This window comes from Litchfieldia alkalitelluris, assembly GCF_002019645.1.
GTDB classification, from domain to species: Bacteria; Bacillota; Bacilli; order Bacillales; family Bacillaceae_L; genus Litchfieldia; species Litchfieldia alkalitelluris.
This window is the reverse complement of record NZ_KV917374.1, coordinates 4,561,161-4,575,101: the sequence shown is the minus strand read 5'-3', so window position 1 is coordinate 4,575,101 and position 13,941 is coordinate 4,561,161. Positions and strand designations below refer to the sequence as shown.

At 38.0% G+C, this 13,941-nt stretch carries 12 protein-coding genes and 2 rRNA genes (1 of these 14 cut by a window edge); 8 read left to right on the top strand and 6 right to left on the bottom strand.

Annotated elements, in window-relative coordinates; genetic code table 11:
* Window positions 1-675 precede the first annotated feature (675 nt).
* Window positions 676-1,689, top strand: a complete 1,014-nt coding sequence (locus BK579_RS21565) for a DUF1646 family protein (RefSeq protein WP_078549109.1) — start codon at window positions 676-678, stop codon at window positions 1,687-1,689.
* 902 nt (window positions 1,690-2,591) lie between these two features.
* On the opposite strand, the gene BK579_RS21550 is transcribed toward BK579_RS21565, so the two are convergent.
* The 4 genes from BK579_RS21550 to BK579_RS21540 form a co-directional block, all read right to left on the bottom strand.
* Window positions 2,592-2,789: a hypothetical protein gene (locus BK579_RS21550; protein ID WP_078549103.1), complete on the bottom strand. Its 198-nt coding sequence runs from the start codon at window positions 2,787-2,789 to the stop codon at window positions 2,592-2,594.
* Between the two features lie 20 nt (window positions 2,790-2,809).
* Entirely contained in the window at window positions 2,810-2,968 is a 159-nt protein-coding gene (locus BK579_RS25865) for a hypothetical protein (protein ID WP_169891218.1), read from the bottom strand.
* Window positions 2,969-3,064: 96 nt separating this feature from the next.
* A complete protein-coding gene (locus tag BK579_RS21545; RefSeq protein ID WP_078549101.1) occupies window positions 3,065-3,931 on the bottom strand; it encodes a permease in 867 nt (288 codons plus the stop codon).
* 17 nt (window positions 3,932-3,948) lie between these two features.
* Window positions 3,949-4,128, bottom strand: coding sequence for a hypothetical protein (locus tag BK579_RS21540; protein ID WP_078549099.1), 180 nt, complete (start codon window positions 4,126-4,128; stop codon window positions 3,949-3,951).
* Window positions 4,129-4,489: 361 nt separating this feature from the next.
* On the opposite strand from BK579_RS21540, the gene BK579_RS21535 reads away from it, so the two are divergent.
* From BK579_RS21535 to BK579_RS21515, 5 genes are all read left to right on the top strand, one after another.
* On the top strand, window positions 4,490-5,524 hold the full coding sequence (locus BK579_RS21535; protein ID WP_235848503.1) for an FUSC family protein: 1,035 nt from the start codon (window positions 4,490-4,492) through the stop codon (window positions 5,522-5,524).
* Window positions 5,525-5,788: 264 nt separating this feature from the next.
* Window positions 5,789-6,049 carry a metal-sensitive transcriptional regulator gene (locus tag BK579_RS21530; protein ID WP_078549098.1) on the top strand — a complete coding sequence of 87 codons (261 nt, stop codon included), beginning with the start codon at window positions 5,789-5,791 and terminating at the stop codon, window positions 6,047-6,049.
* An 82-nt stretch (window positions 6,050-6,131) separates the two neighbouring features.
* Window positions 6,132-6,785: a hypothetical protein gene (locus tag BK579_RS21525; RefSeq protein WP_078549096.1), complete on the top strand. Its 654-nt coding sequence runs from the start codon at window positions 6,132-6,134 to the stop codon at window positions 6,783-6,785.
* 6 nt (window positions 6,786-6,791) lie between these two features.
* Complete coding sequence (locus BK579_RS21520) at window positions 6,792-7,337, top strand: redoxin domain-containing protein (protein ID WP_078549094.1); 546 nt, start codon at window positions 6,792-6,794, stop codon at window positions 7,335-7,337.
* A gap of 143 nt (window positions 7,338-7,480) precedes the next feature.
* The gene (locus tag BK579_RS21515; protein WP_078549092.1) at window positions 7,481-7,936 is read left to right on the top strand and encodes a hypothetical protein; all 456 of its coding nucleotides are present in this window, start codon (window positions 7,481-7,483) and stop codon (window positions 7,934-7,936) included.
* A gap of 35 nt (window positions 7,937-7,971) precedes the next feature.
* Here BK579_RS21515 and BK579_RS21510 read toward each other — a convergent pair whose 3' ends face one another.
* Complete coding sequence (locus tag BK579_RS21510; protein WP_078549090.1) at window positions 7,972-9,048, bottom strand: inorganic phosphate transporter; 1,077 nt, start codon at window positions 9,046-9,048, stop codon at window positions 7,972-7,974.
* A 296-nt stretch (window positions 9,049-9,344) separates the two neighbouring features.
* Window positions 9,345-10,451 (bottom strand): D-alanyl-D-alanine carboxypeptidase family protein, encoded by a 1,107-nt coding sequence (locus BK579_RS21505; RefSeq protein WP_078549088.1) that lies wholly within the window; start codon window positions 10,449-10,451, stop codon window positions 9,345-9,347.
* Between the two features lie 362 nt (window positions 10,452-10,813).
* Between BK579_RS21505 and BK579_RS21500 the strand changes: the two genes are divergently transcribed.
* Window positions 10,814-12,382, top strand: a 16S ribosomal RNA gene (locus tag BK579_RS21500).
* A gap of 179 nt (window positions 12,383-12,561) precedes the next feature.
* Window positions 12,562-13,941: ribosomal RNA gene (locus tag BK579_RS21495) — 23S ribosomal RNA — on the top strand; it runs 1,574 nt beyond the window's last position.
* Together the 16S and 23S rRNA genes form the textbook arrangement of a ribosomal RNA operon.

The following is a 13,941-nucleotide window of genomic DNA, read 5'->3' as shown; positions in this document are numbered from 1 at the left end:
ACAATAAGTACCCACCTTCACCTTAACATTTTTAAATAAAAAATCATGTCCGTATCTAGCGATAAATAAGAGGAGATTTTTCCGTTAATTGCAGATTAGAGTTAGTTTTGAGCTGAATAGGAGGAGTTTTTTCCCTTATATAAAGCAAAATTACCTATTTTCAAGTATTACTAGTCAATAAGGGAAATTTTTCCACCTATTTACGTTATTTTACATGCTATTTATGAGTTAAGGGAAATTTTTCTCTTTATTTCTATTTACTGTGCAGTTATATGTCTACTACATATCCCTGACTTACTTATTCCACCCACATAACTGAGTTGAATAAGCTTATCGATAGGAATAGCATATTCCTAATATTCTCGTAAATAATTAAAGCGAATCAGTATTAAAAAATTTTTTTTTACAACCAAATTAGCGGCTCATTTAGCAGAAGTACAAAAATTAATGTACGCTGCTATATTCTGTGTTAATTAGTGTGCTAATCCTATGCTAAGACCTCTAAAACCACCTATGAAACGTTGATATATTACCGAAATTAGCGTGGTAGTTTCATCTCTAAATGCGTGTTATTTCGTATTTTCTCCCTCCCAAGCGAACGGGTTAGCTATGTATAATCTTGGCAAGATTGTCCACGTCATTGCATATACATGTAGATATCTTGAATAAGATGGAGTGGTTAAAGTGCTTATAGGCTTCATTATCTTTTTGCTAGTATTACTATTACCTTTGTTCGTTGAAAAGGTTGAAACCAATCTTGAATTATTTTTATTTACCATGGGACTTCTAGCTGCAATATTTCTTGGAGTATTAGATGGGCATTTATTTCTAAAAGCTGCATTTAATCCGATAAAAATTACCCTTGCTGTGTTCGTTGCAGGGTTATTGTTTAAATGGTTTCATTCACCACTACAAAAAAGCATTCTAAAAGTCAGTGAATACATGCCATTCAGACTTTTTATTGCTGTGACAATTATTTTGCTAGGCATTATAGCAAGTCTAATTACAGCTATCATATCAGCATTAGTTATGGTACTTATTGTGAATAGTATTGAACTTGAACGAAAGTCACAAATTAAATTTGTTGTCCTCACTTGTTTTTCAATAGGTCTAGGTGCTGCACTTACACCTATCGGCGAACCATTGTCGACGATTGCAATTAGCAAACTGGGAGTTGATGACTTCTATTTATTGAGATTGATAGGTTCGGAGGTTTTTGGAGCAATTTTGGTTTTTGGAATAATCGGAGCCCTAGTTGTAAAAAAACCAACGAATCATCAGTCGGTCTTAAACCGAGGTGAAAGTGAAGGGTATGAAGAAATCCTTACAAGGACGTTAAAGATATATTTCTTTGTTATGGGTCTTACATTTTTAGGTTCGGCTTTTCAGCCATTGATTGATCGTTATTTGTTAACCCTAGATTCAGGGGTGCTTTATTGGGTAAATATAATATCTGCAATTCTAGATAATGCTACACTAACAGCAGCAGAAATAAGTCCAAGTATGGAGCAGGTAACGATAAAAGCGATTTTAATGGGATTATTAATTAGTGGAGGGATGTTAATCCCGGGTAACATACCTAACATTATTGCAGCAAGTAAACTTCAAATCACAAGTAAAGAATGGGCTCTCATTGGAGTGCCATTCGGATTAATGACCATGTTCGTTTTTTATTTTATTATTTTATAGAAAAAGGCTGTTTGGACATCTAGGATAGTTGCTGCATACGAGTATTTGTATCCATGGAGGATGAGAGGTCCTTATCCTCTGTGATCCAGTTGCGGAGGCGAAAGCAAGGAGAAACTGAATCATAGGCCCTCTATGATTCAGTTTCCTGAGCGCATGTTCTCCGACTAAGGGAATTGAAAGCGCTCCTTTCGTTACCTTTCCTATGTATTTCCTCCGACAAAGGGAATCAAAGCGCTCCTTTCGTTCCCTTTCCAGTGTATTTTCTCCGACAAAGGGAATCAAAGCGCTCCTTTCGTTCCCTTTCCTGTGTATTTTCTCCGACAAAGGGAATTGAAAGCGCTCCTTTCGTGCCCTTTCCAGTGTATTTTCTCCGACAAAGGGAATCAAAGCACATCTTTCGTTACCTTTCCAGTGTATTTTCTCCGACAAAGGGAATCAAAGCGTTCCTTTCGTTCCCTTTCCTGTGTATTTTCTCCGACTAAGGGAATTGAAAGCACTCCTTTCGTTCCCTTTCCTGTGTATTTTCTCCAACAAAGGGAATCAAAGCGCTCCTTTCGTTCCCTTTCCTGTGTATTTCCTCCGACAAAGGGAATCAAAGCACTCCTTTCGTTCCCTTTCCTGTGTATTTCCTCCGACAAAGGGAATCAAAGCGCTCCTTTCGTTCCCTTTCCTGTGTATTTTCTCCGACAAAGGGAATCAAAGCGCTCCTTTCGTTCCCTTTCCTGTGTAATTTCTCCGACAAAGGGAATCAAAGCACATCTTTCGTTACCTTTCCTATGAAACAAGGAGAAAGTGAATCATAGACTCTCTATGATCATTTGCCCCAAGAAGGTGTATCTTCAAACCTGACTATTCAGGATAGATAGTAAGAAAAAGGACAGATTTATAGTCTGCCCTTAATATCAGTGATTCAGTTCGTCATAAGCTGCTTGGAACTGAGTGTAAGTAGGTAAGCCAAATCGTTTTTCATCTTGTTTAAAAAATAAATCAAACGCAACATCTCTCGCCTTTTCCACTGAACAGCTTCTCGTGTTAATGATAAGATGCAAATAAGCAAGAAAGTATTCTTTTGAAAGTGCTCCACCACGATTAACAGTCATAATGTTACCCCTTTTTAATCTCAGTTATGATTAGCATCGCAACAAGAATCTTCATTTTGTACTTCATCCTCACCACAACAAGCCTGATCTTGTTCAGTCTGACAGCAATCATCCTTTACTTCCTCAAACGTGATGTTACAACAACTTTTATTACTATTCTTCTTGAATAAACTAAACATATTATCCTCTCCATTCTTTTTAATAGTAAGACTTTTTCTAAAGGAGGCAGGTTCACTTGAATTGCTATCCCTGCTTTAAATCAAAATCATCAAAAATTATATTAAATAAAAGATAAACCCCGAAATAGTTGACATAGTGACGACTGAAAGGATAAAAGTAATCACTAATTCTTTCTTGAAAATTGATTTTAAGAGAATCACTTCTGGTAAACTAGCACCGGCTGAACTAATCATCATCGCCATTACAGGACCTAGTGCCATGCCTTTCATAATTAAGATTTGTGAGATTGGGATCATGCTTGATAGACGTATATATAAAGGAATTCCGACAATTGCAGCGATTGGGATTAACCACCAGTTATCTCTACCAAAAACACTTGATATCCATTCTGTTGGGACCAAGCCGTGGATAATTGCACCAATTGCAGCGCCAAGTAATAAATATGGATAAACGCTTTTCATTAGGTCTACAGTTTCTTTAAATGCTAATTTCAGATTGAATTTTGTATTCTGTTCTTCATAGCCTTTCATTACTATGTTCTTAACATATCTTTCAAACCCTAACTGTTCTAATGTGAAACCAATAATGATCGAAAAAACAGTTGTTAGAACCGTATATATGATCGTCACTTTCCAACCAAGAACAACTCCCATAATGGTTAGAATTGTTGGGTCAAGCACTGGTGAGGCGAATAAGAAGATCATTACGATACCGAATGGCATCTTTTTTTTAAGCATGTTAACCACGACAGGTATGGTTGAGCACGAACAAAAAGGTGTAATGAATGCGAATAAGATTGCAGCAAAAGCGGCGATGATCTTATTGCCCCCAGATAACTTCTTTTCAATTTTCTCATAAGGAATATACCCTTGGAGAAGACTGATTACAAATGAAATAACAATAAAAAGGATTGTTAGTTCTATAGCTATAAACAAAAAACTTTTAACTAATTCCGTCCACATCATAATCGCTCCTTATATTAGCACTCAACACAACAATGTAAGTTTTTAGAAGTTTCTTTTACTACAAGAAATTTTGGGGCTTTAAATGATTTGTTTGCGTTATTCTTAAGATTTTTGGCCATTCGATAATGTAATGCTTCTTGTTCCATTTCCTCACGTTTAAATTTAGCTATTCTTTCAATATCCTGAAAATACAAATTAATCTCTCCTTTAATTTTTTAATCAAAAAAAATTGATTTTATGTATAAAAAAATTAGCAGGTCTAATCGAAGTAGGATATTCATTAATCAATTATTTTTGATATATTAAATATATATCCAAAATTTTCATGTGTCAACCACTTAATCAAAAAAAATTGATTTATTTTATGGTGATGTATATTGTGAAATTTAACTTCTATCTGTAGTTGTTATATATTAAAATTGAGAGGACAGGTCAATCTTCCAGTCTTGATAAGCAAGAATTACTGAAAAAAGACAACATCGAGCAAAAACATTTGACCCATTTTATTTATAATTAGAAAGATTCTTTGAATACATTAACGGAGGCTTGTTTTAATTGATTACATTAGGTCCAAGAGCATTAAAAACAGGGATTGCTGTAACCATTTCATTATTTATTTGTATATACTTTGAGCTTGAACCAGCTGTGTTTGCTGGAGTGGCAGCTATTTTTACCATCCAACCTTCAATTTATAAAACATGGAGACAAATGCTAGATCAAATTATTACTAATACAATAGGAGCTATCATCGCTTTGTTTGCCCTCTCCTTTATTGGGAATAATCCTGTTATCATTGGTCTCATCTTAATTATTGTTATTTTAGTTTGTGTGAAATTTAAAATGGAGGCAAATGTCATATCACTCACAATGGTTACAGTTTTAGCGATCATGAGTGCTCCTGGTGATAAAGATTGGTTATTTGCGTTAAATCGTTTTAATATCATTATGATTGGAATGCTTTCAGGCTTTGCTGTAAATTTACTAATATTGCCCCCTAAATTTAAGGTTAATTATTATGAAAAATCAAAGGAAGCTTTTAATAAATTGTCTTTACTTCTAAGGACCGCCATATCTGATGAATTAACAGAAAAAACATTTTCAGATAACTGGAAGAACCTTCAAAAGGACATTCAAAAGCTTGAGGAACAATACAAGATGTTTGATGAAGAGCGGGCGAAGATGTCGAAGGTCAATCGTTTAAATGTGAGAGAAATCGTCGTCTTTAAACAAATGCTAAAAGCACTAAAACAAGGAGAGAAAGTATTAGAACTTATTGAAGAGCATTACTTTCAGAGTGACGCAAATGAAAATGAAGACAAACAATTTGATACATATCTTGAACAATTAATTAAGTCCCATGAGTATTATTTATTAAAATACGAAGGGAAAATTAAAGCTGATGATACCGTCAAAAGTCATGAACAAGAGTTAAAGGGATTTTTGAGTACACTCTTGAATGGTGAGGAAACTGATAGTGACCATAAACTGCGAATGTTGGCAGTAGGGTTTGCTGTGTATGAATATGCTTTTCAGTTAAAGAGGTTGAATCAATTAATAGAACAATACTTGAAAAAAGAAAGTGTTAAATAACATAGCTATCATCAACAATAAATTACTAGTGAACGTAAAATGAAATCGTAAAGAATAAGAGTGGATATGTGGATAAAGTAACTGAAGTCGAAGAGTATCTATCTTTACGGTTCGAGTACTGATTTTAGTTGTTTGACTAAAAAGGTTCATCAGGCTAGCAAGGATTTCTAAGGAATTAATAATTTGTTTCATCAGTTGACTTCATACCAGAGCGGGTATTATTATTGAATGAATGAACAGGTAGCAAGGAAAGAGGTTTCGATTATGGACTATAATGATCAGATGAAAAATAGAGTAAAGCGAATTGAAGGACAGTTGAGAGGTATTTTACGAATGATGGAAGAAGATAAAGATTGTCGAGATGTTATTACTCAACTTTCAGCAGCGAGAACCGCTATTGATCGAACTATCGGTGTGATTGTTAGTTCGAATTTAGTTGAATGTGTTCAAAAGGCGAAAGAAAATGGAGAGAATACTGAACAATTAGTGAAAGAAGCTGTTGAACTTCTTGTGAAAAGTAGATAACAGGATAACAAATGAGGGTGAAAACCCTTTTTATTTGCTTGTTTTTATACCCTTAGGGGTAGTTTTTTGGGAGGGGAATTTCATGACTGTCATTCAAATAGGCTCTTTTGCGATGTTAACAAAGTGGTTTAATTTAGGCATTTCTATTTTTTTAAGTCTGATTTTAATTTGGTTTTGGCTTACTTTTTATAAAAAAGATCTTAGGAAAGTAATTTTTGATATTATTTCAGGGAATGTGATCTTAGGTTTGTTTATTTGGAAAGCTAGTTTAACTATTTTTGAGCCCAAACTTATTATAGATAGTCCATTATCACTCTTATATTTTACAGGTGGGTCTAAGGGGTTGGTAATTGCTATCTTATTCGTTTATATCATCACTTTTTTTCAACTTAGGAAAAAGGTAATTTCTATATCGGAAATATTATTTATTGCCATTACATGTTCCTTTGCGACGGTAGGGTTATACAATGTTATGTCTGGGTTGCTATTAATTGTGAATAACTTATATCATTTACTCCTTGGATTTACTGCATTATTCATTTTAGGTTGGTTATTACTAAGATGGAGAACAATATCTATAAAAAATATATTTACCACTCTCATCATATTTTCTTTTTATCAAATGATTATCGCTTTAATGACGGGAAGAGGTTTTTTAATTATAGAAAATGGGTTTTCAATAGGCGTGATTATTGTTTCTCTTTTTTTATGGGACAGAGACGATGAAATGGAGTGAGGCAAATTGTTTAAGCGAGTTGTTGTTATATTGGGACTTGTTATTCTTGCTGGGTGGGGAATGTATGATGCGAAGAATGAAGTCAGACAGGATGAAGTCCCAGTTAGTAATACAATAGTAGAAATTGGGGTTGAACAAGGAAATCAAGCCCCTGATTTTCAATTAGACGATTTAGATGGGAAGTCACAAAAGTTATCAGATTTGAGAGGAAAGAAAATCATTCTTAATTTTTGGGCAACATGGTGTCCACCATGTAAAGCTGAAATGCCTCATATGCAGTCATTTTATGATGAGATGGGTGAGTCCGTTGAAATTTTAGCCGTGAATCTTTTTCACTCGGAACGTAAAGAAGGAGCTGTAAAAGAATTTGCGGAGGATTACAATATCACCTTTCCTATCCTACTTGATCAAACAGGTGAAGTAGGGGATGAATATAAAGCCTATACGATTCCAACTAGTTATATTATTGATTCAAATGGTATTATCGCAAAAAAGATTATCGGACCGATGGATAAGGAAATGATGATGGAAATGTTGAAATCTGTTAAATAAGAGCTATTTAGGTGAGGGAGTGAACCAACTCTTTCATCTCTATTTTTTATTCCGGGAAATTTCATAAATAAAACTATACTATATTTGGAAGAATAGCTTTAAATCAATTTTGTGCAACACAGAAAAGTAAAGGGAAGGATAAAATGAGAACCAATAAATTAATTCTGATCATATTGACTCTGCTACCATGGCTGTCACTACCACTCATGAAAAAAAAGACATTTAAAAGATTCTATCCTGCCGCTATTTTTATGGGAATCTTGGTTGCGCTTGAAGGTCTCATAGCTAAAAAAAGAAAGTGGTGGGTGTTCTATGAAAAGCTACCACCTTACTTTATACCTGAGGTCCCTTTAATAGCTGGTCCTTTTTTCATTGGAACCTTATGGATTATGAAGTTTGCATTTGGAAAACCAATAAGGTTTATCCTCCTGAATTTTGTTGTAGCTTCATTCTTTACATATGTGCTGATTAATTGGTTTACAAAAAGAGGGATTGCTACCCTTGTTCATTTAAAGAAATATCAGCTATCTTTATTATTTTTGCTAAAATCAATCATCCTATATGTTTTACAAACCATATATGAAAAGGTAAAAGCTTAAAAAAACAGTTAAACTGCTTTGGCAGTTTAACTGTTTTAGGCTTTATCATTATTAAGGTTACGCTTTTCTTTTCTTACAAGCTTTAATAAATAGATAGATCCTATCGTTGCAATTAATGTACTAAAGATGACTAGTAGATTGTATAAATTAAATACTGCAAAGAGATTAATTAAAGAATAGGAAACAACTAAAGATGCAAGTGGAGAAATGACCCAAACCATTGCAATTCGTTTAATTACATCCTTCTGTAAAACTTTTAATCCATCTTTGGCTGTGCCCACACCTAAAATGCCACAGGTGGTTACCTGTGTAAGAGGGATAGGAAGGCCAAAGAGGGATGCAATCACGACAAGTCCTCCCCCTGTAAAAGAGACAGCACTTCCTTGAAGCAATGAAAGCTTTGTAATCTTTTTCCCGTTCGTTTCTAATACTTTACTCCCTAATGTAAGGGCTCCAATCGCAGTGAAAATTGCGCCAATCATAATTCCCGTACTAGCAGTAAGAATTTCAGCCCCTACCAGTGGACCAATCGAATTAGCTACATTGTTCATCCCAGCTGAAAATGCCTCAAAGCAACCACCTATGATAAGAAGAATAGATAACCACTTTGCCCATTTTCCATGTCCTTTTAAATGTGTCCAACGATTTTCGGCATAGTTTATCAATCTCCCCAAAATGAGGGTAATTAAAAATGAAAGTATGGGGATGATTACCCAAAAAGATATAATAACTATTAATTTACTAGTATAAACGGCATGATAGGCTGCTCCAACACCAACAATAGAACCTACAGTTACCTCACTTGTGGAGAGTGGGATACCCATTAGATTGGAAAGAAATAATGTGAAAGTGGCTCCCGTAAGTATAATAACTACAACATTTACAGTTAATATATCAGTAGGAATGATTCCTTTTCCAATCGTATTTACAACTTCTCCACCACCTATAACAGCTCCTAGAAATGCAGATATTGCAACTAAAAGCAATGCTAACCGTTTATTCTTAATCGCACCCGAACCATAAGGTGCGCCCATTGAAGCCGCGGTGCCGCTTGCACCAATATTCATTGCAAAGAAAAGAGCAACGGCAATGGCAACATATGTCAATAGCATAGGACTGACCCTTTCTTCTCAGAAGATTTTTCTGTGTATTTGCGTATTTTACTAATTTATATAAGTATATGTATGAAGGCGAATGACAGTGAACTTTTATCACAAAAACTTTTCAATGCTAAAAGAAAAAAAGCCGTCCTATCTAGGGACAGCTTTGTAAAACGGAATACAGTCATTAACTTACAAACGAAAGTTTATTTAAATACATTTAGCTAAGAGGAGATTGTTGCGTGAGTGTAGAGAACAACTATAGCTGACCTATTGGGGGTAGCTTACTTTAATAAATGATTCTCCTGTTAAAAAGCATCTTTAAGCTTATCCCACCAACTTTTAGGCTCTTTCGGTAATATATTATTAAAATAAAGCGGAACTTCACCTATAACGTCTTCCTTCATATAAATATCGATCTCACCTATTTTAATAGCAGCTTTTCCTTCAGCCTGTTTTTTTGAAGGATTTATAAAATGAGCCTTAAGAGAAAGAGCTTCTTTTTCTTCACGTTTTAGGGGATACATAAAATCTTCTTTTACTAATAAGTTGTCTGTAAAATAATCATCTAACAGATTAGGAATTTGATCTTTCTTTAAAATATCCACAAGTTCATATTCACTAAATGCTTGATCATACAATCTCATGTGGTCCTTCCAATCATTTCGATCATTGATTGTTACAGCAATTAGATCAAGGTTATCTTTAGTGGCCGTCGTAACTAAAGTCCGTTTTGCTCTTTGTGTATAACCTGTTTTCCCCCCTGTACAATAGGGGTACAACTGGGTTAACAATCTGTTTTTATTTTGCCAAGTGACAGTGCCATGCTCACTCAGAGATTTTGCTGTGTGTGATTTGGTGCCGGCTATAATTGCGTAAGTTTCATTTTTCATTGCATATTGAGTAACAAGGGCCATGTCATAAGCTGAAGAATAATGATTTTCATGATCATCTAAACCATGTGGGTTAGCGAAAATTGTTTGTTCCATTCCTAATTCTTTGGCTTTTTGATTCATCATTTTTACGAAAGATTCCAAGTTGCCTCCTACATGTTCAGCAATTGCTACGGCAGAGTCATTGCCTGACCGCAACATTAGACCGTAAACTAAATCCTCGAGTTTTGCTTTTTCTCCTGGTAAAAGATATAGAGAAGACCCTTCAGTTCCTGCAGCTTTATTGCTGATCGTAACTGTTTCATTTAATTTTCCTGATTCTATCGCTAATATAGCAGTCATGATTTTTGTGATACTTGCAATTCGCATTGGCGTATGGGCATTTTTTTCGTATAAAACTCTTCCCGAATGCTGTTCCATTAAAATAGCTCCATTTGCAGAAATAGCATAACTACTTAATGGAGAAGAAGTAATAACGAATAAAAAGATAGAAGCTGCAAGCAACATTTTTAGTTGTTTCATTCGTATCTCCTCTTCTTTCTATTTTATTTACATCTTTTATGTTTTCTTTTAATGCAAGATACTATTCATTATTCCTATGGTTGTGGTTTGATCAATTTAGCGTGGATATTATTACCTTTTTAAACCATGTTGACTTCTATGAAGTTAAAATGGTATGATGTCTAAGTCGCCAACAAGACAATGTTTTGTAGGTGGTAACAAATGAAGTGCTAATTATTATATTAAAAAAATATTTGACAATAATATTGATAAATGATATATTATAACTCTGCTTCAAAAAAGTTCTTTGAAAACTGAACACAATAAACAAGCGTCAACGTTTAATCTAGTTTTAAATTTTTATTTGAGCAATCAAATATCTCTTATTGGAGAGTTTGATCCTGGCTCAGGATGAACGCTGGCGGCGTGCCTAATACATGCAAGTCGAGCGGATTAAAGGAAGCTTGCTTCCTTTAATTAGCGGCGGACGGGTGAGTAACACGTGGGCAACCTGCCTGTAAGACTGGGATAACTTCGGGAAACCGGAGCTAATACCGGATAATATAAAGAACCTCATGGTTCTCTATTAAAAGATGGTTTCGGCTATCACTTACAGATGGGCCCGCGGCGCATTAGCTAGTTGGTGAGGTAACGGCTCACCAAGGCAACGATGCGTAGCCGACCTGAGAGGGTGATCGGCCACACTGGGACTGAGACACGGCCCAGACTCCTACGGGAGGCAGCAGTAGGGAATCTTCCGCAATGGACGAAAGTCTGACGGAGCAACGCCGCGTGAACGATGAAGGCCTTCGGGTCGTAAAGTTCTGTTGTTAAGGAAGAACAAGTACGAGAGTAACTGCTCGTACCTTGACGGTACTTAACCAGAAAGCCACGGCTAACTACGTGCCAGCAGCCGCGGTAATACGTAGGTGGCAAGCGTTATCCGGAATTATTGGGCGTAAAGCGCTCGCAGGCGGTCTTTTAAGTCTGATGTGAAAGCCCCCGGCTCAACCGGGGAGGGTCATTGGAAACTGGGAGACTTGAGTGCAGAAGAGGAGAGTGGAATTCCACGTGTAGCGGTGAAATGCGTAGAGATGTGGAGGAACACCAGTGGCGAAGGCGACTCTCTGGTCTGTAACTGACGCTGAGGAGCGAAAGCGTGGGGAGCGAACAGGATTAGATACCCTGGTAGTCCACGCCGTAAACGATGAGTGCTAAGTGTTAGGGGGTTTCCGCCCCTTAGTGCTGCAGCAAACGCATTAAGCACTCCGCCTGGGGAGTACGGTCGCAAGACTGAAACTCAAAGGAATTGACGGGGGCCCGCACAAGCGGTGGAGCATGTGGTTTAATTCGAAGCAACGCGAAGAACCTTACCAGGTCTTGACATCCCTATGACCGCTCTAGAGATAGAGTTTTCCCTTCGGGGACAAAGGTGACAGGTGGTGCATGGTTGTCGTCAGCTCGTGTCGTGAGATGTTGGGTTAAGTCCCGCAACGAGCGCAACCCTTGATCTTAGTTGCCAGCATTCAGTTGGGCACTCTAAGGTGACTGCCGGTGACAAACCGGAGGAAGGTGGGGATGACGTCAAATCATCATGCCCCTTATGACCTGGGCTACACACGTGCTACAATGGATGGTACAAAGGGCAGCAAAACCGCGAGGTTAAGCGAATCCCATAAAACCATTCTCAGTTCGGATTGCAGGCTGCAACTCGCCTGCATGAAGCTGGAATCGCTAGTAATCGCGGATCAGCATGCCGCGGTGAATACGTTCCCGGGCCTTGTACACACCGCCCGTCACACCACGAGAGTTTGTAACACCCGAAGTCGGTGGGGTAACCTAAGATGAAACTTGTTTCATCTAGGAGCCAGCCGCCTAAGGTGGGACAGATGATTGGGGTGAAGTCGTAACAAGGTAGCCGTATCGGAAGGTGCGGCTGGATCACCTCCTTTCTAAGGAAACTGAATCTCTTATGAGATTCATAAAAAGACGCTTGATTTATTGTGGTCAGTTTTGAAGGAACTTTCCTTCTATTAGAATTCGTACCTTGAAAACTAGATAACGTAACAAGACATTCATTAAGAATTAAAACCAAAGTAATAAACTGTAAAGTTTTTACGACTTTAACTTAGGTTAAGTTAGTAAGGGCGCACGGTGGATGCCTTGGCACTAGGAGCCGATGAAGGACGGGACTAACACCGATATGCTTCGGGGAGCTGTAAGTAAGCTTTGATCCGAAGATTTCCGAATGGGGAAACCCACTGCTCGTAATGGAGTAGTATCTCTACCTGAATTCATAGGGTAGTTGAAGGTAAACCCGGGGAACTGAAACATCTAAGTACCCGGAGGAAGAGAAAGCAAACGCGATTTCCTGAGTAGCGGCGAGCGAAACGGAAAATAGCCCAAACCAAGAGGCTTGCCTCTTGGGGTTGTAGGACACTCTGTACGGAGTTACAAAAGAACGAGGTAGATGAAGTGATCTGGAAAGGTCAGCCACAGAAGGTAACAGCCCTGTAGTCGAAACTTCGTTCTCTCTAGAGTGGATCCTGAGTACGGCGGGACACGAGAAATCCCGTCGGAAGCAGGGAGGACCATCTCCCAAGGCTAAATACTCCCTAGTGACCGATAGTGAACCAGTACCGTGAGGGAAAGGTGAAAAGCACCCCGGAAGGGGAGTGAAAGAGATCCTGAAACCGTGTGCCTACAAGTAGTCAGAGCCCTATGATTTTTCCTTCGGAAAATATCAGGGTGATGGCGTGCCTTTTGTAGAATGAACCGGCGAGTTACGATCACGTGCAAGGTTAAGTTGATAAGACGGAGCCGCAGCGAAAGCGAGTCTTAAATAGGGCGCATGAGTACGTGGTTGTAGACCCGAAACCAGGTGATCTACCCATGTCCAGGGTGAAGTTCAGGTAACACTGAATGGAGGCCCGAACCCACGCACGTTGAAAAGTGCGGGGATGAGGTGTGGGTAGCGGAGAAATTCCAATCGAACTTGGAGATAGCTGGTTCTCTCCGAAATAGCTTTAGGGCTAGCCTTGAATTTAGAGTCTTGGAGGTAGAGCACTGATTGGACTAGGGGCCCCCAACGGGTTACCGAATTCAGTCAAACTCCGAATGCCAAAGACTTATATTCAGGAGTCAGACTGCGAGTGATAAGATCCGTAGTCAAGAGGGAAACAGCCCAGACCACCAGCTAAGGTCCCAAAGTATACGTTAAGTGGAAAAGGATGTGGAGTTGCCCAGACAACCAGGATGTTGGCTTAGAAGCAGCCACCATTTAAAGAGTGCGTAATAGCTCACTGGTCGAGTGACTCTGCGCCGAAAATGTACCGGGGCTAAACGTATCACCGAAGCTGTGGATTGTTCTTTTAGAACAATGGTAGGAGAGCGTTCTAAGTGCAGTGAAGTCAGACCGGAAGGACTGGTGGAGCGCTTAGAAGTGAGAATGCCGGTATGAGTAGCGAAAGAGGGGTGAGAATCCCCTCCACCGTATGCCTAAGGTTTCCTG